Consider the following 19,368-nt stretch of genomic DNA (forward strand, 5'->3'; position numbering starts at 1 on the left):
ATAGCGGCCGATGTCCGATCCGACCCGACCCGAATTGTCCGTGATCGTCGCCATCGTCGATGGAGGCGCTGCGCTGCGCAACTGTCTGAACGCACTGCGGAACCAGTCAGGCACGCATCAGTTCGAAGTCATCATTCCCTACGACCAGCTATCGCGCGAAGCCGCCGACCTGCAGACCGATTTCCCCGAGTTCCGGTTTCTGGATCTGGGCGTGGTCGCCCGGGGCCAGGTGCCGCGCAACGCGCTCGAACTGCACCGGTTCTGGGACATTCGCCGCGCCGAGGGCGTCAAGGCCGCGCGCGGCCGGTTGATCGGCATGGTCGAAGACCGGGGCATCCCGCGGGAAGACTGGGTGGCCTCCGCCATCGACCTGCAACGGCAAACCGGCGCGGCCGCAGTGGGGGGATGCGTGGACAACGGCCACGACACGGCGTGGAATTGGGCGGTTCACATCTGTGACTTCAGCCGCTACATGCCGCCGATCCCGACCTCCGAGGCCGATTTTCTGTCGGCAACAAACGTCTGCTACCGGGCCGATACCCTGCGTGAATTGCAGGCCCTCTACAAAGAGCGGTTCTACGAACCGTCGATCCACGCGGCATTACAGGCGGCTGGTCACAAGCTGGTCCTGTCAGAACACCCCCGCACAACGCAATTCCGGCCACGCATCCCGACACATCTGCTGGCGGTCGAGTGGTTTCATTGGGGGCGAAAATACGCGCGGATACATTCCGGCGAGATTTCGGCCGCCAAGCGTGTCTTTCGCGCCGCTGTGACCCCCTTGCTGCCCTTCGTTCTGTTTGCGCGGCACTATTCAACCCAGCGGAAGAAACGGATACATCTGCGCGACTTCTGGAAAGCATCCCCCCTGATCTTTCTGATCGTCACGATGTGGGCGTTGGGCGAGCTTGCAGGCTATGTGCAGGGGCCGGAACCCGACCACGCCTGATCCCGGTCAAGGACGCTCGGGCAGCAAGCGGGGCAACTCGACCGGCGCGTTGGTGCGGCTGCTCTCGGCCACCGCCAAGGCAATCTCGATCGCGCGCAGACCAGCATTCCCGTCGGCAATCCGGACGCTCAGGTCCCCGTCGCACAGTTTCAGAAAATCCCTTAGTTCCTCGGCGAAGGATAACTTGGCCGTCGATTTCCACGACCGCAGCTTTTCCCGGACCGCGATGTCGAAATAGTGCCGGGTGGTCGTGACCGGTTTTCCGCCCGGTTCCGGCAGGGTCACCAGCACGTTCTTCATCGGCGCATAGGCCCCGCGCACCAGCCCGTGGGTTCCATGTGCCTCGATGACAAAGTCGTATCCACGCCATTCATCCCATGTGGCCTGATAGATCGCGGCCAGCCCGTCGGGATTGCGGAAGATCGCCATGGCATTGTCCTCGGACCCCGCCAAGTTCCAGACGGACTCGCTGGCCACGCCATAGACCGACGTAACCTCGCCCAGCAGATGCCGCACTAGGTCGGTCAGGTGAATCCCGATGTCCCACATCGCGCCGCCGCCCGCCAGCGGGGTCCGGTATTCCCAATCGTGGGCGAAATGGGCTAGCCCGTCATGGCCGCCGAAGGCCCGCACATGGGTCAGCGTTCCGATCTGGCCGCTGGTTACGGCGTCCTTTACATAGGCGAAGGCCGGGTAATACCGCATGTTGAACCCGGTCGCGACGACCCGGTTCGCGGCTGCGGCCGCCTTCAGGATCCGGCGGCAGGTCTCGACCGAGTTGGCCATCGGTTTCTCGACCAGCACATGCCGCCCCCGCGCAAGCGCGCCCAGGCAGGGGGCCTCGTGCAGGTGCGGCGGTGTCGAGACCACGACGGCATCCATATCGGTGTCCAGAAACCGGTCCAGGTCGGTGAAGACCGGCGCCCCACCGGCTACGGCCCGGGCACCCTCTTCCGACAGATCCATGACGGCCGCCAGCGTCGTGTCCGGGCACTCCTGGATGGTCTCGACCCGCAATTTCCCGATTTTCCCGGCCCCGCCGACAACCCCGATACGCATGAAACAACTCCTTCACTCAATACTTTCGCCCGACCGCACCGGTCCGGCGCACACGACAATCAACCTTGGGAACGGCCCCTTACGGTGCTCGGTCCTTCAATCGCGGATCCGGCGGTGGCCCGGCGCAAAACCCGCGCTCCAATCCAACATTCCTTTCCAGCGCAGTAGCACAGGCCAGCGCGTTGCGCTAGGCTGACCTCGGACAACATGTTGCTTTGGATCGAGTTTTGACGGATCGGACCCACACCGGGAACCAAGCCCAATGGCAGGACCTTGCTGGCTGCCCAGTCTTTGTCACCGGTGCCACGGGGTTCGTCGGTCGGCGGCTGCTGGAACAGCTGACCCAGGCCGGGGCAAACGTCACCGCTTTGCTCAGAACCCGGCACGGCACGCGCGATCTTGCCGCGCTCGGGGTCCGGGTCGAGGTGGGCGCCCTGTCTGACCGACCTCTGATGCAGGCCGCCTTGCGCGGCCATCAGGTGCTGTTTCACCTCGCGTATGACATGCGCGCACCCGCAACCCAAAACCTTGCGGATTTCGAGGTGCTCAGATCCGCCGCCGAAACCGCGGGCGTCGGCCGGATCGTCCATGTCAGCTCGATCGTCGTGCATGACGGCTGGCCACATCAGGATCTGGATGAAAACAGCCCCATGCAAAGGCCGGGCGGGTCGGCCTATCGGCAGGCCAAGCAGGCCATGGAGCAGGCCTTGATGCAAGGGAACTGCCCCGCGGCGATCCTGCAGCCGACGCTGGTCTATGGCCCGCACAGCCGGATGTGGACCGACCAGCTGGCCGACTGGCTGGCGCGTGGAACGGTGGTCCTGCCCGATCCCGAAGGTGTCTGCAACGGGGTATTCGTCGATGATCTGGTGCAGGCTCTGTTGCGCGCGGCGATCCTGCCGGATCTGGACCGCGAGCGTTTCATCATTTCCGGCGCGGCACCTTTCGCCTGGTCGGACCTGCTGCTTGGCTATGCCCGGATCATCGGGCGGGGTCAGGTGCGCCATTCCCCACTGGCCGCGCTGCAGGCCCGGCTGCCCGCGCCATCGGAGGACGCCCCGCCCGACCGGCCAGCTCTGGCCGCGCGCGTCAGCGCCGCCGCCCGCAGCCTGATCGGTCGCGAGAAGTTCGAAACCATGGTTCACGAGTTGAAGCGCCGCTTGCCCGGTCCGGCCGAGGTCTTTCCCGACCACGCCATGCTCGAACTGTTCGCGGCACATGGGGTCTGCCGGATCGACCTCGCCCGCGCGCGCCTGGGCTATCGGCCTGAATACGATTTGCCCGCCGGGCTCGACGCCACACGCACCTATCTTCAATCCCGCCACGGCGCCCCGTAATTGACGGTTTTTTCAGTGTTTCTTGTTTCGAGGTTCATGGGTTTTGACACATATCGCCGTTGACGCAACATCGTGGGAAAACGAACGCGGGTTTGGCCGCTTCACCCGCAACCTGATCCACGCGCTGGTCAGCCGGGACAGGGGGTACCGGTACACGCTGCTGTTCGATCAACCCCCCACGCGCGTGGTGCCGGACGGGGTCGAGATACGGGTCGCCGGGTCCGGGGCTTCGATGTCCGAGGCCTCATCAGGCGCGCGGGCCCGCAAAGGCGCCGACCTGATGACGATGGCGCGGGCCGCTAGGCAGATTCAGTGCGACCTGTTCTTCTATCCGGCGGTTTATTCCTATTTCCCCCTGCTTGCGCGGCGACCCAGCGTGGTGTGCTTTCACGACACGATCCCCGAGCGGTTTCCCGACCTGATCTTTCCCCGAAAGCTGAACTTCCGCCTGTGGCAGGCCAAATGCTGGCTGGCCAAAAAACAGGCGACGCGGGTGATGACGATCTCCGAGGCCTCGGCAACCGATCTGGCGGCCATCCTGCGCATTCCCCGCGGCAAGATCGACACGATCACCGAAGGGGCCGAGCCGATCTTTGCCCCCGCCCGGGACCAGTCGCAGCTGGACCGTGTCCGGCAAAGCCATGGCATCCCGCCGGACGCGCCGCTTCTGGTCTATGTAGGCGGGTTCAACCGGCACAAGAACGTGCTGCGCCTGATCGAGGCGATGCCGCGCATCGTCGCCACGTTTCCCGACACGCGGTTGGCCATCGTCGGGCGCACGACCGGGGCCCGGTTCTGGGACAACGTCGCAGACCTCAAGGCCAGTGCAGCCGCGAATGCCGCGTGTTCCGAAAACATCCTGTTTACCGGAGAGATCGACGACACCCAACTGGCCGCCTTGCTGAACGCCGCCGACGCGCTGGTATTTCCCTCGCTGTGGGAGGGTTTCGGCCTGCCCGCGCTCGAGGCGATGTCCTGCGGAACGCCCGTCCTGTCCTCGGATCGCGGCAGCCTGCCCGAGGTGGTCGGCGATAGCGGGCTGTATTTCGACCCGACATCCAGCCGGGCGCTGGCGGACCAGGCCATCCGCCTGCTGTCCGATCCGGGCCTTCGACACGACCTGTCGAACAAGGCGCTGGCCCGGGCGTCAGGGTTCGGGTGGGACAAGGGCGCGGCCATGGCCGAACAGTCGTTTCAGCGGGCGCTGGGTAGGAAATAGGAAAATTGCAGCATCGTCCGACTGCGCAAGCTGTCACAGTACAGTCCACGGCAATAGGTCCCATTGCGCCCTATTTGGAAACATTCAATCTGCGCCCTGCCCGGGCGAGACTATTTTATTGGATTCGGCCCCGATCCTCCGTATCGGTGGTTGAGGGCGGTTTGTTTAGGTCCAAGACGGCAATTGATTTCAGTTCCAGTTTGTATGATCAGGGTACATCATGAATCTCGAAACCTCACATCACCAGACCCTCAGACAGCGCATCGCCGCGCGCGAGGCGCGGGTCGCCGTGGTCGGGCTGGGCTATGTCGGCCTGCCTCTGGCGCTGACCGCCCATGACAAAGGCTTTGACACCACCGGAATCGACCTGAACCCGCAGCGGGTCGCGTGGATCAATCAAGGTGCTCAGGTCATCTCCTACCTCGCACCAGACCGAATCGCCAAAGCCGTGGACAGCGGACGGTTCCGGGCAACGCAGGACGCGGCAGCCCTGAGCGAGGCCGACATCATCCTGATCTGCGTACCCACGCCGCTGACCGACAGCCAGGACCCGGACATGCGCTTTGTCGCAGCCGCCGCCGAGACCATCGCGCAGCATCTGCGGCCCGGGCAGCTGGTGGTATTGGAAAGCAGCGTCTGGCCGGGCGCCACCACGACGCTGGTGCAGCCGCTGCTAGAAGCGCGCGGCCTGCGCGCGGGGGTCGATTTCTTTCTGGGCTTCTCGCCCGAGCGCGAAGACCCCGGCAATGACAAGTTCGACACCCACAACATTCCCAAGGTTGTCGGCGCCGACGATCCGCTTTCGCTGCAACTGATCGAGGAGTTCTATCGCGCCATTGTGACACGCGCGGTTCCGGTCAGTTCGGCCGCCACCGCCGAGGCAGTCAAGCTGGTGGAAAACAGCTTTCGGACGGTGAACATCGCGCTCGTGAACGAACTCAAGACCGCATTGGACGCAATGGGCGTGGATGTATGGGAAGTGATCGACGCCGCCGCCACCAAGCCCTTCGGGTTCATGCCCTTCTATCCCGGTCCGGGGATCGGCGGCGCCTGCATCCCGGTCTCGCCGGCCTATCTGGCCTGGCGCGCGGCCGATGCCGGATCCGACACGCCGATCATCAACCTGGCCCGGTCCAGCAACGATGCCGTGCCAAGCGCGCTGGCCCGCCGGATGGCCGACCGGCTGGCGCCGGATGGGGCCGACACCGACCAACCTCTGGCCGGCCAACGCATCCTGCTGATGGGCATCGCCTACAAGCGCGACGTCGAGGATACCCGCCGCAGCCCCGCGCTGGTGCTGCTGCAAGAGCTGGAGAAGCTGGGCGCGCGGGTCGATTACCATGATCCGTTCTTCCCCAGCCTGCCGGAAGGGGGCGAGTACCCGGATCTGGCCGGGCGGGAATCGATGCCTCTGACGGCGGAAAACCTGAAACGCTATGGCGCGGTGGCGGTGATTACCGACCACAGCGCGCCCGACTATGCGCTGGTGGCGCGCGAAGCCGCGATGATATTCGACACGCGCAACGTCTTTGCAAAGAAAGGAATTGAGGTGGCCGGTGGCCGCCTGTTGAAGCTTTGAGACCGCGTGTGGCGGCCCTGCCGGGCGAAGGTCCGGCAGGTCGGCAAGGTTTGCTTTCAAGGATGCCCGGACCGAAAGAAGAACCCGTTGATGAGTGAAAAGCCCGCAAGAATCTTCGTCGACCTGGATGGCACGCTGGTCAGGACCGATCTTTTTGTCGAGGCCATCGTTCAGTTTCTGACGAAGAACCCGTTGAACATATTTGTGCTGGTGCTCTGGCTGTTTCGCGGCATCGCCTATGCCAAATCCCGCATCGCGCAGCAGGTTCGGATCGACCCGGCCGGCCTGCCCTACGAAACGGCGCTGTTGGCGTATTTGAAGCAACAAAAGGCCCAGGGCCGGCAACTGGTTCTGGCGACGGCCGCGCCGAAGGCCTTTGCCGAACCGGTGGCCGAGCATCTGGGCCTTTTCGATACGGTCCTGGCCACCGACGTAACGCAAAACCTGAAAGGCGCCAGGAAACTCGCCGCGATCCGGGATATGGCCGGACAGGATCCCTTCACCTACGCAGGTGACACCGCAGCGGACCGTCCGATCTGGGCCGCAGCCAAGACCGAAATCTTGGTGAATGCACCGGCACGGGATGTGGATGCAGCACGGGCGGCGGACAAAGCCGAAATGGTCGTCAACTCGCGGCCACCCGGCTGGAGAGCATTCCTAAAATCGATGCGTCCGCATCAATATGCCAAGAACGCGTTGATCTTTGCGCCTCTGTTCACGTCACAGCAGCACCTGCCGATCGAGAGCGTGCTGGCGTCGCTGCTAGCCTTCATCTGCTTCAGCCTCTGTGCATCGGGCGTGTATTTCCTGAACGATCTTGTCGATCTGCAGGCCGACCGCCAGCATACCAGCAAGCAGTTCCGTCCCCTGCCCTCGGGCGACCTTTCGCTGCGGGCGGGCGTGGTCGGGGCCATCGCCCTGCCGATCGTTGCCTTCGGACTGTCGGTCGTTTTCCTTCCGGTCAATTTCACCCTGGTGCTGATCGCCTACCTTGCCATCACCATGGCCTATTCCTTTTGGGTCAAGCAGATCGCCACGGCGGACGTTATGGTGTTGGCTTCATTGTACACATTGCGGGTGATCGCGGGCTCAGCCGCCACCGGTATCGTCCTGTCGTCCTGGTTTCTGGCCTTCTCGATGTTCATCTTTGTCAGCTTGGGCTATCTGAAACGCTATGTCGAAGTGGCCGCGGCCCCCGCCGATGACAGCACCGTGCATGGCCGGGACTATTCGCATGCCGACAGCGAGACGATGTTCAGCCTGGGCGTCGCAAACATCACCGCGGCGGTGGTCATTCTGGCGCTGTACATCAACAGCCCCGAGGTCCAGACCATCTACCGGACCCCCGAAATCTTGTGGCTACTGTGCCTTCTGCTGCTGTACTGGGGCAACCGGATCTGGGTCGGGGCGCGGCGCGGGCGGGTGGCCGACGACCCGGTTCTGTTCGCGCTGCGCGACCGCATCAGCCTGATGGTCGGCGCAGCCTTCGTGGTGGTCACGCTGGCTGCCAAGTACCTCAGCCTGTGACGGACCCGACAACCGAGGAGAAGGAACATGTCACTCTACTGGTCTTCTTTGCTGCTTGCGGTTTGCGCGAACATCTGCACCAACGTGTCATTCAAACTGGCCGTTCAACAGCTGTCCGGTCCGTTTGACATCCGCGCCTTGGTGGCATCTCCTTGGGCGTGGGCCGGGCTGGCCAGCGGGCTGCTTCTGCTGGGCAGTTTCATCGTCGCCATCCGCGGGATCGAGTTGAGCATCGCCTATCCGGCCGTCACGGGGCTGGCGATGGTTGGTATTCTTGTCGTCGGCTACGTCCTGTTTTCGGAAACGCTGAGCCTTCAGAAAATCACCGGCATCGGGTTGGTCATGGCAGGGGTTCTGTTGCTGTCGCAGGTCGACCAAGCCTGACACCCGGCCCGTTGACCATCGGCAAAACCTTGCACAAATGAACCGATTTGCACCTCACGCCTTGCCCTTGCAACACTTGTTCCGGCATGCAGCGCACACCGTACCATATCGCAAGAGTTCATGGATTCGCGTGATGGGATCGGTGCAAACAGGCAACCGCTAACCAAATTTTTACCCTTGGCAGTTCAAACTTTTGCCATGATTTGAAACCGTAATCGAATTGCGGCTTGAGTGGTGGACATCTTGGTCCTCTCACAACCGGGTCGCGACTCATGACCGGAGGGACTGGGACAGTGTTGGGGATCGTCGGATTGGCAATGATATTCAGCCTTGGTCTGGCCGTGGCCGCCCTGTTGTCCGGGTATTCGGTTCTGACCGCACTGTTGGTTTATATGCTCGCCGGAACTTGCTTTGTCCTGGTTGGCATGGGCGCAATCTGCTTGACCCGCGCGCTGAAGACCACGCAATCGGATGAACGCCGCGCCTTTTCCGGCTGATCGCCGCATTCCGAGACATCTGGGCCGGCGATCCTACGACCAGTTTGCAGGATCAACGCGAAAGAACTTGCGCAATTCCGAATAAAATGCCGGTTCGACCTGCTTCAAGGCCTTGGGCCGCTCAAAGAACAGCTCGACCGTGACGGCAAAGAACTCTTCGTGTCCGGTGGCACCATAGGGGTCGATCACTGTGCGCCGGCCCGTCTCGACCGCTTGCACATGCGCGTCGAAGGCCGCCAAAAAAACACGCGCCCACCCGGCATAGCTCTGCTCTTTGGCCAGTACGGGCACGCCGTTGGTGCCGCCGGACAAGTCATCCAACTGATGGGCAAATTCGTGGAACACGACGTTGTGCCCGTCATGATCGTTTGCCGCGCCCCGCCGGCTGTGCGCCCAGGACAGGATCACCGGCCCCCGATCCCAGCTTTCGCCGGTACGGATGATCTCTTGTTCGGTCACGACATAGCCGCTGTGCCGCTGTTGGCGAGACTTGAAGGCGTTGGGATAGATCAGGACCGTCGTCAGATTGTCATACCATTGGTCCGAGTTGACGACCAGAAGGCAGGCTTGTGCGGCAATCGACAGGCGCATTTCGTCCGTGACCTCAAGCCCGTCGCAGCCGATGAAATCGACCTGGTTCAGGAACAGGTTTATCTTGCCTTCCAAAGTGGCGCGCAGCTTGGCAGGCAGCCGCTCGAGAATCGGCACCGTCGCGTGGATGGTCCGCCGCTCTTCATCGCTCAGCGGTGTTTGCAGCAGCGCGGCCCTAGCCCTGGACTTCGACCAGAAATACCAGGCCACCAGACCGGCGATTGCCGCAACAAGGCTCAGAAAAAGCACCATGTGGCGACGGTATCTCTATTGCCCCACCTCGAAAAGCCGATTCACTCGGTCGAGGGCTGCGTGAATTCCGCCAGCCAAGGTCGTTCGACGTCCAGGCCCTGATACAGCGCATGCAGCAGCAGATGTGCCGTCACCGGGTCGGGGGCAAGGGGGCGTCGGTCCAGTCGTCCCTCTTTGACCGCCGTATCGGCGTCGAAGATCACCGCATCCTCTTTGATGGTGGTCCGCACGCGAAGCTGGGCCAGCGTTTCAGGGTCGACCGCGGTCGGGTCATCCGAAAGGATCACGAAATCAGCCAGTTTGCCCACCTCGATCGAGCCCTTCTGATCTTCCTCGAAATGCTGCCATGCCGGCCAGATCGTCATCGCCTTGAGCGCCGTCATCACATCGACCCGTTGATGCGGGCCCAGGATGTCGCCCGACCGGGTGCGCCGGGTAACCGTCGCTGCCAAGACCCGCATGCTGTCTGGAAATGCCACAGGCGCGTCGTGATGCGTACCGAACATCATGCCGCGCTCGGTCACCCAGCCGGTGGGCGAGATGTTGTCGGCATTGACCGGCCCGACCGTGTGGTCGCGGTGCCAGTCGCCCCAATAGAAGGTGTGCATCGGAAACAGCGATGGGAACACGCCCAATCGTTTGAGGCTGGCCACCTGATCCTCGCGCAGGAACTGACCATGCACCAGAACAGGCCGATTGCCCGGATCCCCATAGGTCAACCGCGCCTCGTCGATGGCGGCGATCAGCATGTCCGTGGCCCCCTCGCCATTGGAGTGGGTCAGGATCTGGAGACCGTTCTCGAAACACCAGTTCACCGAATCCTGCAACTGCTCGCGCGTGATGGCGGCGTAGCCGGCATAGCCGGGCGGGTAATCCCCGACCGGATCGTAGTAGGGCCGATCCCGCAGCGCGGTAAATCCTTGCGGCGAGCCGTCGATTGTCAGCTTGCACCCGCCGACTCGCACCCGGTCGGCATAGGTGCGCGACGCGTCCGATGCGATGAAATCGCGCGATTCCAGAACGTCGGGAAAGGCCACCACGTCGATCGGAAGGTCGCCGTCCGCGGCCACCCGGCGCAGGGCCTGAACTGCCGCGCCCGAGGAGCGCCCCTCTTGCGCGGTGGTGTAGCCAAAGCGCGCCCACATCCGGCTGCCGGCGCGCGCAAAAGTCTGCAGTCCGTCTTCGCCGACACTGCCAAGCAGGGGCACCAAGGCGCCGAAGAATGCGTATTCCTCCAGCACGCCATTCGGCTGGCCGGCATCGTCCTTTCGTATCACGCCTCCGGGCGGGTTCTCGGTTTCTGCGGTGATCCCGGCCAATTCGAGCGCTTTGGAATTGCCGACCCCTAGATGGCCGGATTGGTGGATGATCATGATCGGAACGTCGCGCGATACCGCGTCCAGTTCGGAACGGGTGGGGTGGCGCAGCTCGGCCAGTTGCGCGTTGTCATAGCCGAAGCCGATGATCATCCCCATCGCTTCGACCGTGTCGCTATTGGCCTCGGCCCACGCGGACAACGCCGCCTGCAGGCTGTCAATGTCGGTGACCGTGCCATCCGGTGGTGCCAGCAGGTTCGCCGACAAGGCTTGCAAACCGCCCATGACCACGTGACCGTGGCTGTCGACAAAGCCGGGCAACATTGCGCGCCCGTCCAGATCAAAGATCGTCGTGTCGTCGCCCTGATGGCTGCGCATCTCGGCCAGTTCACCTGCTGCGATGATCCGCCCATCCTTGACCGCGACCGCCTGTACCGTGGGCCGGGCGTCATCGATTGTCAGAATCGGACCACCGGTATAGATCGTGTCAGCGACCTGTTGGGCCAAAGCCATGTTGCTGAGGGTAAGACCGGCAGCAACGCACACGGCAGACAGGGTTGAAAGACGCATTCCGAACCTCCAGCAGCATATGGCAGTTCGGTGGACTCTAGCACGAAGTTGGCGTCCGGTCCGTGCAATGTTCAATTTTTGAACCGGCGCCGGTGTTTACTTGAGCGCGCGCGCCAGAAATTGCCGTGTGGCGTCTTGCTGCGGGTTGTCGAACAGCTGCTCGGGCGGGCCTTCCTCGACAATGCGGCCGTTCTGCAGGAAACACACCTTGTCGGCGGCCTGCCGGGCAAAGCCCATCTCGTGCGTGGCCATCACCATCGTCATGCCCTGTTGCTTGAGCATCAGCAGCACGTCCAGAACCTCGCCCACCAGTTGCGGATCCAGGGCCGAGGTGATCTCGTCGAACAGCATCACCTCGGGCTGCATTGCCAGGGCGCGCACGATGGCGACCCGCTGCTGCTGCCCGCCAGAGAGTTGGTCGGGATAGTTGTGCATCCGGTCGGCCAGCCCGAAGCGTTCGAACATCTCTTCGATCTGGGGCAGCAGTTCGGCGCGCGTGCGGCCGCGCACGCGGCGCGGCGCCAGCATCACGTTGTCCAGCGCCGTCATGTGCGGGAACAGGTTGAAGCTCTGGAACACGATGCCGATGCGGGCGCGCACCGATTGCGGATCCAGCCCGGGCACCGAGATGTCGACCCCGTCCAGCAGGATCTCACCATCCTCGATCGGCTCGAGCAGGTTGATACAGCGCAGAACGGTGGATTTGCCCGCCCCCGAAGCGCCGATCAGGCAGACCATCTGCCCCTCGTCCACGGTCAGGTCGATGCCGTCGCAGACGGTGCGGTCGCCAAAGCGTTTGACGACGTTGCGCAAGTTCAGTTTCGCCATCAGCGCCGCTCCCGCATCTGCCGGGCCATCAGGTGGTCGGCATAGCGTGTCGCCGGGATGGTCACGATCAGAAAAATGATCGCCGCGCCCACATAAGGCGTGAAATTGGCCAGCAGCGATTTGAACACGCCGGCCTGGCGGAAGATCTCGACCGGGCCGATGAAACTGAGAAGCGACACGTCCTTTTGCAGCGCGATCAACATGTTCATCTGCGAGGGCACGACGTTGCGGACGGCTTGTGGCAGCACCACGTCGCGCATCACCTGGCCTTCGGTCAGGCCCAGCGACAGGGCGGCGGCGCGCTGGCTGTGGTGTACGCTGTCGATGCCCGAGCGGAAAATCTCGGCCACATAGGCCGAATAGGTCAGGATCAGCGCCAGCGATCCCCAGATATAGGGCGAGTTCCACGGCCGGGCCAGACCCAGCCCGGGAATGCCGAAGCCGATCAGATAGACGGTCAGGATCACAGGCACGCCGCGGAATATGTCGGTGAAGGCCGCGCCGAAGATACGCAACGGGAACAGAGCGGGCGATTTGGTGTCGCGGGCCAGCGCGATCAGTAGCCCCAGCACCGCGATCGCGGGCGCCGACCAAGCAAAGATCATCACGTTGATCTTGAAGGCATCGAGCAGCTTCGGGAAGGTCTTGACCAGAACCTCGCCGTTGAAAAAGCTCTGCTGGACCTTGGCCCAGCCCGGTGCCAGCGGCACCAGCACGATCAGCGCCAACACGACCAGAACGGTGCTGGTCGCGGCGATCCGGATCGATCGCCGCCGCTGCTGCGCCTCAAAAAGTTCGCGGCGGGTCGGACCCGCCGTTCTGTTTCGTGTCATGTCACTTGATCAGCGGAACGCCCGTCGTGTCCTGCAGCCATTTGGCTTCGATCTCGGCAAGTTTGCCGCTTTCAGTCAGCGCGGCGATGGCCGCATCCACGCAGGATTTCAGCGGGTTGCCTTCCTCCATCAACATGCCGAACTGGTCGGGGTTGTCGCCTTGATCGGCAGGGAACTGGCCGATCACCTTGGACCCTTCGATCATCACCGCGCTCAGGAACAGGGCGGTGGGCAGGTCGAACAGCGCGGCGTCGATCTGGTTCGCGGTCATGGCCGCGTTCACATCGGCATTGTCGCCATAGAGCAGCGGATCGGCATTTGGCTGGATTACGTTGGCCAGTTTCGGCACCGCTGTGGTCGAGCCGACCGCGCCCCATTGCAGGCCCTTCAGCGCCTCGAGCGTGGGCGGGGTGTCAACGGCGTTTGCGCTGACCAAAACCGCCATCGGCGCGGTGTAGTAAGGGGCCGAGAAATCGACGACCTGATCGCGCTCGGGCGTGATCGAGTATTGCTGGATGTTCACGTCGAAGTTCTTGGCGCCGGGTTGGATCGCCTCGTCAAAGGACGACCGGACCCAAACCACGTCATCAGCGGCAAAGCCCATCTCCTCGGCCACGGCATAGGCGACGGCGGCTTCAAAGCCTTGGCCGGACTCGGGCGCGTCATCCATCACCCAAGGGTAATAGGCCGGGTTTCCGGTGGCCACGGTGAACTTGCCCTCGGTCAGGGTCTTGCCCGCGGCGCAATGCCCATCCGCAAGGGCCGAAGTTGCGGTGAACGCAAGGGTTGCGGCCGCGATCGAAAGCATCTTGGACATGGATCTGGGTCTCCTGTTGGGAATGTCGGGCCCACGGTAGTGTTGCCCGCCGACCCTGTCCAGTTGGTCGCGGTCTATGCCAAACACCGCAAGAAGTTCAAGCCGTCACGCGGGTGGAATGTTGTGGTTCACCCGGAACAGGTTGCCGGGGTCGTACCTGCCTTTGATCCGGGACAATTGGGCCGCGTTCGCACCATAGGCCGATGACAGGGCGGCGGCCTCATCCGCGGGCATGAAATTGACATAGGCACTGCCGGTTGCATACGGCACCATGCGGTCATACAGCGCCCGCGCCCAAGCAATGCAGGCATCGTCATTGGCTGGGTCTTCCCAACGGGTGTGCACGTTCATGATGAAATGGGCCGAGCGTTGGGGATAGGCTGTCGCCGCAGCCTCTACCCGTGCCATCGCGCCGCCGACGTGGGCGATGAACACTTCACAAGCCGGGTCCGGCAAGGTCGAGATACTGTCGAGCAGCCCTGCGACCGCATCCGTGGGCAAGGCATCAAAATCGTGGCTTTTCCAATAGTTGCGCGCGCCGGGGGTCAGCAGAGGGTCGAACGCGGCCTGCCAGTCGACGAAGGCGTGCGGCGCGATCACGTCCACGATCGGGTCTCCGAGGGCGCGCAGCGGCTCCATCGCGGCTTCTCCGTCTTCGATGGGCCCGGCATAACAGGCGGCAAAGATCAGCACCTCGCGCCCGTGCCAGTCTTCGGGCAGGAAGGGCAAGGGCGGGGCCTTGCGCATCACCGTCCAGACCGTCAGCTCGTCAGGGGCGGTGTCGGCGATCCGGGCGTATTCGGGCAACAGGGAGGGACCCTGTTCAAGCGGGTGGATCACAAGGCCGGACAGGACTTGCGGCCCCAGCGGATGCAGGCGGAACTCGAACGAAGTGACCACGCCGAAATTGCCACCGCCCCCACGGATGGCCCAGAACAGGTCCGGGTGGCTGCTTTCCGACGCGGTCACGATCGCGCCATCGGCCAGCACCACCTCGGCCGAGATCAGGTTGTCGATGGTCATGCCGAACTTGCGCGTAGTCCAGCCAAAGCCGCCGCCCAAGGTCAACCCGGCGATCCCGGTGGTCGAGTTGATGCCGGTCGGAACCACCAACCCGTGCGCCTGCGTCTCTCGGTCTACGTCACCCAGTACCGCGCCTGGCGCCACACGCGCGGTGCGCGCCTTCGGGTCGACATGCACCGATTTCATCTGCGACAAATCCAGCATCACCGCATCATCGGCCACCGCATGCCCGGCAATCTGATGTCCGCCCGAGCGGACGGACATGATCAGCCCCGCCTCGCGCACGAAATTGATGGCCTTTTGCACATCGCTGGCGCCGAGCGCCCGGATCACAAAGCCGGGTTTGCGGTCGACAATGCTGTTCCAAGTGGTCCGGGCGTCATCGTATTCCGGGCTACCGGGTAGGAAGACGGAGCCGCGTAGCGCCGCGTCCAAAGCGTCAAGCGCGTCTTGGTCCACGGATTTGGTGCTGCCGTTCAGCGTTATCAGGTCAAACATGATCGGTCCTCCAGATCAGGTGGACAGGATCCTTGCTTGTCTGCCTCGGCGGGTGCCCTTTCGCCTGTTGCCGGCGTCGGGCGCAACTGAGATCGGATGCTACGTCAGGCGAAAAGGCCTGGGTCGACACGGTCAACCGGCGTGATGACGTCAGCAGGAATGTTCAGGCGCTTCGCCGCCTTGCGCAGACTTTCCTCGTCCGGGGCTTCGTACAGGCAATAGGTCTTGCGCTTGTCGGCACTGAGGAACGAGAATATCCACTCGATCCCCTCTTCATCGTTGATTTCCTTGATCTTGATCTTGTCGTCGTCTCCCAGATCAAGCTGTTCGGCAAAATTTCGTTCAATGATATATCTTGGCATGGCACCCCCCCGGTACACACTTTCTGAAAACTAGGACGCTGCTCCCTCAAGTCTTGACGCCAAGGAAACCATAGCCAATTCTCGCGCGGTTGCCAACGCTGCCACCTCGAGCTCCAAGGCAATGCTAAGGTCCTGAGGGCGACCTCGGCGGCGCAATGCTCGGGCTCGGGCGGCTTGGCTATGGGCGATCCAGGGTGGAGCGGCCATCGCTGTATCGACGGCCATCGCGGTGTCGAACAGACTCTCGGCAGTGTCCCATTCGCCCAAAAGCGCCGCCAGCGCGCCCAGCCGTCGTGCAGCGGCGCCGGTGCAGACGGTAGTTGCCCCGGCGGTGATGGTAAGATCGCGAAAGGGCAACAGTTTCTGATAGATGATCTCGGCGAGGTCGCGCCGCTCGACCGCTACGCAGATATCGGCGAGATAGCCCAGAGTGGTCGAATACATCGCATCCTCCGGCAGCTCGAAGCCGGTTTCGGACAACTCATCGAGGATTCGTTCAGCTGCCTCGGAATAGCCAAGCTCGGCGGCGATCAGGCCAAAGCCGGGCTTCCAAGCGACATCTTCCGGGTTGTCGGACATCAGGCGTTTGACGACGGGCGCCACTTCGTGAAGGCGGTTCTGTTCCCGACGGATCGTGAACATCTGAACGCCATACACGCCCTCGACATGGGCACCGTGAGTCTGACGGCCGATCTTCAACGCCTCGGTCGCATAGGCTTCGGCCCGGTCAAACCGACCGTCCAAGATGTCCACCATGGCCCGGGCATGAATCTGCACCCAATAAAGTTGCAGATGCATGTCCTTGCTCGAAATCTCGGTCAACAGGTCCAGCGAGCTGTCGACCAACGCACGGTCAGCCATCTCGGCACCGACGAACAAACTGAGCGTGCGGTCGCGCCCCTGGTCGATGCTGCCCAGTTTTTCCGCCGTCGCGTGCATCGCCTCCAGATTTTCCCGCCAGTTCCAGCGGTCGTCGCCCTGCCGGGCGATGAACGGCGCACCATAGCGGGTCATCATGACGTGAAACTGCGATTTGTGGTCGCCCAGCCGCGCGGCCAAGTCCATGCATCGTTGACCATATTCCGCGCCTTCGGCAAGGCGGCCAATGAACATGCAGGCTTTGGAGATCTGTCCCATGAGGCTGCAGCGGCGCGCCTCGTCTTGCTTGGGCAGTTTTTCCAGCGCCTCGAGGCAGAGCGAGATCGCCTTTTCATGATTCCGGCCGGCCATCATGCAGGTATCCGCAAACTGGTTCGTGATATCCGCGGCCAGCGCATCCCGGCCGGTGCGCCGCGCCGCATCCATGGCTTGTTGCAGCAGCGCAATCCCCTCGGGCAATTGCCCGGCGCTGTCATGGGCACGCCCCAGCAGCGAAGTAGCAACAATCACCTCGCGGCTGTCGTCAGAGCCCAACTGGCCCGCGGCCTTCAGCGCTTCAGCCGCGTTGGCCAAGGCCTCTTGGCTGGCCGATCTGCCCAAGGCCATTTCGGTGGCCGCGCGCCACCGTTCAAAGGCAGCGGCCCAATCCTCGGCCTCGGTCAGGTGCCGGGCGACGGGTTCCGGGCGGCGCTCGATGTCAGCGGCGCGGTGCAGGGTCAGCGCTCGGGCCACCTGGGCGTGCTGGACCTTGCGTGTGGTGCTGAGCATGGATTGATAGGCCGTGTCGCGGATCAGCGCGTGGCGAAATACGAAATGCCCCTTGCGGTGGCCACTTTCAAAAATCAGACCGGCGTGGCTCAACTCATCGAGATGCGTGTGCAGGTCCTCCGGGCCCAGGGACATGATTTCCAGCAGCAGGTCAGGCTCGAACTCGCGCCCGATCACCGAGGCGGCCAAGGCGACCTGTTTGGCGCCGGGCGACACCGCATCGAGCCGAGCCATCAACGTGCCCTTGAGCGACGAGGGCACATTGCGCAGATCGCCCGTCTGGGTGATCGTTCGGGTCAATTCCTCGACGAACAGCGGGATTCCGTCGGTTTTCTCGATGATGCTGGCCACCATTTCGGGGTCGGTCGGGCGGCCGGTCAACGATTCGATCAGGTCGCCGACCTGGGCAGGCCCGAAGCGACGCAACTGCAATGTCTGGACATGGGTATCGCCGGCGCCGGTCCGCATTTCCCATTCGGGGCGATGAGTGATAACCATCAGCAACGGCAGGTCGACACAGATCGATTTGAACCGCTCGAGAAGGGCCAAGGTCGAGGCATCGATCCAATGGGCGTCCTCGACGAAAATGATGACGGGACGATTTGACGCTCGCGCCCTGACCGTGGTGATCAGCGTCTGAATCGTCAGATCACGCTGCTCTTGCGGCGAAAGGTTCAGAACCGTTTGGGCCAGCGCGCTGTGCGGCGCAACCAGGGCCGCAAATACCGGGAGCACCTGCTCGAGTTTCAGACCCTGACGCCGGGATAGCATCCCGCGCACATGCTCCTGAACCCTGTCGTCGTCAAAATCGTGCCCAACGCCCGCATCCTGCGAAATCCGTGCCGCGACCGGGTGAAACGGGCTGCTGGTCAGGTAAGGCGAGCAGTTCAGGCGGATGATGTCGGCGTGTTCCGCCACGTTGGGGTCCGCAAGAAACGCCTCGACCAGCCGGGACTTGCCCATACCGGCCTCGCCGCCCAGCAGGATCACCTGGCCCGCGCCATCCTGCGCCTGCCGCCACGACTGCAGCAGGATGTCCTTTTCCGTCTCGCGCCCGATCAACCTGTTTTGGGCCGCACCGTCATGCACGGCGCGAAAGCGGCTCTCGGCGCTGCGTTCCGCCACGACTTGCATCAATGTCCGCGGTGCATCGAACCCCTTGAGCGGGACCTGCCCCAGTGCGGCGAATTCGAATACGCCCTGCAACGCCGTTGTGGCGTCCTCCTGCGGGACGACCACGGCGTTCGGCGGCGCTCGTTCCTGGATGCGGGCGGCCAGGTTCAAGACCGGCCCGGTCATCGCCCCTTCCTCATAAGTGTTTTTGCCGATCGCGTCACCAACGACCACGTCGCCGCTGGCGATGCCGATCCGAACCGACAGCGGGGTCCCGTCCGGGGTTTGCAGCGCCTTGACCCGCGCCACCGACTCCTGGCCTGCTTTGACCGCGCGGATCGCGTGATCCTCGTAGGCGCGCGGCCAACCGAAAAAGACAAGCAACCCGTCACCCAGATATTTGGCGACATAGCCGCCATACCGGCTGACGGCCCCGGCGACGGCGTCCTGATAGCGCTGCAGCAGGGTCCGCATGTCTTCCGGGTCAATCCGGTTGGTCAGTTCGGTCGAGCCGACAAGATCGGCAAAGAACACGGTCAGGTGCCGGCGCTCGGCAGCCGCAAGGTCAGCTTGGTCGGATACGGTCCCCGCCGCTTCGGGCAAAGGGATGGCAGGGTGCGGCGACCCGTCCGGCGTGCCGCCCAAATCCCGCGCCGCCGCCAGTATGAGCTTCCGGTGCCCAAGGCTGACACCCAGTTCGCGCAGGTCAGCGTCGGACAGCAAGGGCAGCACCCGTTCATCGACGTCGTTCTGTGCAAACGCATCGGCATACTGGTCCAGGCCCAGATCGTGCAGCCATGTCTCGACCGTGCTGTCCATGCCTGATCATGCGGGGTTCCGCGGTGTCAATCAAGCAATCGGTCAGTGCGGCCGAAAATGTCTCGACACGCAGGTTTGGGCGGATCAGACTGCGCTGACGTTTCAATTCCTTGATCGGGCAGAGTCCAGCCATGCAGCGCAGCGGATT

At 63.2% G+C, this 19,368-nt stretch carries 16 protein-coding genes; 7 read left to right on the forward strand and 9 right to left on the reverse strand.

Going from position 1 to position 19,368, the window contains the following annotated elements:
- Nucleotides 1–10: 10 nt before the first annotated feature.
- Nucleotides 11–949 (forward strand): hypothetical protein, encoded by a 939-nt coding sequence (locus AC2FNS_RS12160; protein WP_496685628.1) that lies wholly within the window; start codon nucleotides 11–13, stop codon nucleotides 947–949.
- A 6-nt stretch (nucleotides 950–955) separates the two neighbouring features.
- Here the strand turns inward: AC2FNS_RS12160 and AC2FNS_RS12165 are convergent, their stop codons facing one another.
- Nucleotides 956–2,008: a Gfo/Idh/MocA family protein gene (locus tag AC2FNS_RS12165; RefSeq protein ID WP_496797149.1), complete on the reverse strand. Its 1,053-nt coding sequence runs from the start codon at nucleotides 2,006–2,008 to the stop codon at nucleotides 956–958.
- Nucleotides 2,009–2,235: 227 nt separating this feature from the next.
- On the opposite strand from AC2FNS_RS12165, the gene AC2FNS_RS12170 reads away from it, so the two are divergent.
- The 6 genes from AC2FNS_RS12170 (at nucleotide 2,236) to AC2FNS_RS12195 (ending at nucleotide 8,551) form a co-directional block, all read left to right on the forward strand.
- The gene (locus AC2FNS_RS12170) at nucleotides 2,236–3,345 is read left to right on the forward strand and encodes an NAD-dependent epimerase/dehydratase family protein (RefSeq protein WP_496684254.1); all 1,110 of its coding nucleotides are present in this window, start codon (nucleotides 2,236–2,238) and stop codon (nucleotides 3,343–3,345) included.
- A 43-nt stretch (nucleotides 3,346–3,388) separates the two neighbouring features.
- A complete protein-coding gene (locus AC2FNS_RS12175) occupies nucleotides 3,389–4,564 on the forward strand; it encodes a glycosyltransferase family 4 protein (RefSeq protein WP_496713097.1) in 1,176 nt (391 codons plus the stop codon).
- A gap of 220 nt (nucleotides 4,565–4,784) precedes the next feature.
- Nucleotides 4,785–6,143, forward strand: coding sequence for a nucleotide sugar dehydrogenase (locus AC2FNS_RS12180; RefSeq protein ID WP_496713099.1), 1,359 nt, complete (start codon nucleotides 4,785–4,787; stop codon nucleotides 6,141–6,143).
- A gap of 90 nt (nucleotides 6,144–6,233) precedes the next feature.
- Nucleotides 6,234–7,670 (forward strand): UbiA family prenyltransferase, encoded by a 1,437-nt coding sequence (locus AC2FNS_RS12185; RefSeq protein WP_496797510.1) that lies wholly within the window; start codon nucleotides 6,234–6,236, stop codon nucleotides 7,668–7,670.
- Between the two features lie 27 nt (nucleotides 7,671–7,697).
- Complete coding sequence (locus AC2FNS_RS12190; RefSeq protein WP_496713102.1) at nucleotides 7,698–8,054, forward strand: DMT family transporter; 357 nt, start codon at nucleotides 7,698–7,700, stop codon at nucleotides 8,052–8,054.
- A 317-nt stretch (nucleotides 8,055–8,371) separates the two neighbouring features.
- Nucleotides 8,372–8,551 (forward strand): hypothetical protein, encoded by a 180-nt coding sequence (locus AC2FNS_RS12195; RefSeq protein ID WP_496685613.1) that lies wholly within the window; start codon nucleotides 8,372–8,374, stop codon nucleotides 8,549–8,551.
- 33 nt (nucleotides 8,552–8,584) lie between these two features.
- Here AC2FNS_RS12195 and AC2FNS_RS12200 read toward each other — a convergent pair whose 3' ends face one another.
- The 8 genes from AC2FNS_RS12200 to AC2FNS_RS12235 all read right to left on the reverse strand — a co-directional run bounded on the left by AC2FNS_RS12200 (nucleotide 8,585) and on the right by AC2FNS_RS12235 (nucleotide 19,220).
- Nucleotides 8,585–9,394 carry a M90 family metallopeptidase gene (locus AC2FNS_RS12200; RefSeq protein ID WP_496713104.1) on the reverse strand — a complete coding sequence of 270 codons (810 nt, stop codon included), beginning with the start codon at nucleotides 9,392–9,394 and terminating at the stop codon, nucleotides 8,585–8,587.
- Nucleotides 9,395–9,435: 41 nt separating this feature from the next.
- Complete coding sequence (locus AC2FNS_RS12205) at nucleotides 9,436–11,280, reverse strand: amidohydrolase (RefSeq protein WP_496713106.1); 1,845 nt, start codon at nucleotides 11,278–11,280, stop codon at nucleotides 9,436–9,438.
- 96 nt (nucleotides 11,281–11,376) lie between these two features.
- The gene (locus AC2FNS_RS12210) at nucleotides 11,377–12,108 is read right to left on the reverse strand and encodes an amino acid ABC transporter ATP-binding protein (RefSeq protein WP_496713108.1); all 732 of its coding nucleotides are present in this window, start codon (nucleotides 12,106–12,108) and stop codon (nucleotides 11,377–11,379) included.
- Nucleotides 12,108–12,941 carry an amino acid ABC transporter permease gene (locus AC2FNS_RS12215; RefSeq protein ID WP_496713110.1) on the reverse strand — a complete coding sequence of 278 codons (834 nt, stop codon included), beginning with the start codon at nucleotides 12,939–12,941 and terminating at the stop codon, nucleotides 12,108–12,110. Before AC2FNS_RS12215 ends, AC2FNS_RS12210 begins: the two co-directional genes overlap by 1 nt.
- 1 nt (nucleotide 12,942) lies before the next feature.
- A complete protein-coding gene (locus AC2FNS_RS12220) occupies nucleotides 12,943–13,758 on the reverse strand; it encodes an ABC transporter substrate-binding protein (protein WP_496683121.1) in 816 nt (271 codons plus the stop codon).
- Nucleotides 13,759–13,863: 105 nt separating this feature from the next.
- Nucleotides 13,864–15,279: an FAD-binding oxidoreductase gene (locus tag AC2FNS_RS12225; protein WP_496683119.1), complete on the reverse strand. Its 1,416-nt coding sequence runs from the start codon at nucleotides 15,277–15,279 to the stop codon at nucleotides 13,864–13,866.
- A gap of 104 nt (nucleotides 15,280–15,383) precedes the next feature.
- Nucleotides 15,384–15,641: a DUF4242 domain-containing protein gene (locus tag AC2FNS_RS12230; protein ID WP_496683117.1), complete on the reverse strand. Its 258-nt coding sequence runs from the start codon at nucleotides 15,639–15,641 to the stop codon at nucleotides 15,384–15,386.
- Between the two features lie 30 nt (nucleotides 15,642–15,671).
- Entirely contained in the window at nucleotides 15,672–19,220 is a 3,549-nt protein-coding gene (locus tag AC2FNS_RS12235; RefSeq protein WP_496713112.1) for an AAA family ATPase, read from the reverse strand.
- Nucleotides 19,221–19,368: the final 148 nt, after the last annotated feature.

The organism is Ruegeria sp. BHSA191, from assembly GCF_059613325.1.

Bases quoted from the DNA above. Each gene is read 5' to 3' on its own strand.
- AC2FNS_RS12210 (WP_496713108.1), bottom strand. From the start codon at position 12,108: ATGGCGAAACTGAACTTGCGCAACGTCGTCAAACGCTTTGGCGACCGC.
- AC2FNS_RS12235 (WP_496713112.1), bottom strand. From the start codon at position 19,220: ATGGACAGCACGGTCGAGACATGGCTGCACGATCTGGGCCTGGACCAG.
- AC2FNS_RS12195 (WP_496685613.1), top strand. From the start codon at position 8,372: ATGATATTCAGCCTTGGTCTGGCCGTGGCCGCCCTGTTGTCCGGGTAT.
- AC2FNS_RS12230 (WP_496683117.1), bottom strand. From the start codon at position 15,641: ATGCCAAGATATATCATTGAACGAAATTTTGCCGAACAGCTTGATCTG.
- AC2FNS_RS12160 (WP_496685628.1), top strand. From the start codon at position 11: ATGTCCGATCCGACCCGACCCGAATTGTCCGTGATCGTCGCCATCGTC.
- AC2FNS_RS12165 (WP_496797149.1), bottom strand. From the start codon at position 2,008: ATGCGTATCGGGGTTGTCGGCGGGGCCGGGAAAATCGGGAAATTGCGG.
- AC2FNS_RS12200 (WP_496713104.1), bottom strand. From the start codon at position 9,394: ATGGTGCTTTTTCTGAGCCTTGTTGCGGCAATCGCCGGTCTGGTGGCC.
- AC2FNS_RS12225 (WP_496683119.1), bottom strand. From the start codon at position 15,279: ATGTTTGACCTGATAACGCTGAACGGCAGCACCAAATCCGTGGACCAA.
- AC2FNS_RS12220 (WP_496683121.1), bottom strand. From the start codon at position 13,758: ATGTCCAAGATGCTTTCGATCGCGGCCGCAACCCTTGCGTTCACCGCA.
- AC2FNS_RS12185 (WP_496797510.1), top strand. From the start codon at position 6,234: ATGAGTGAAAAGCCCGCAAGAATCTTCGTCGACCTGGATGGCACGCTG.
- AC2FNS_RS12215 (WP_496713110.1), bottom strand. From the start codon at position 12,941: ATGACACGAAACAGAACGGCGGGTCCGACCCGCCGCGAACTTTTTGAG.
- AC2FNS_RS12205 (WP_496713106.1), bottom strand. From the start codon at position 11,280: ATGCGTCTTTCAACCCTGTCTGCCGTGTGCGTTGCTGCCGGTCTTACC.
- AC2FNS_RS12190 (WP_496713102.1), top strand. From the start codon at position 7,698: ATGTCACTCTACTGGTCTTCTTTGCTGCTTGCGGTTTGCGCGAACATC.
- AC2FNS_RS12180 (WP_496713099.1), top strand. From the start codon at position 4,785: ATGAATCTCGAAACCTCACATCACCAGACCCTCAGACAGCGCATCGCC.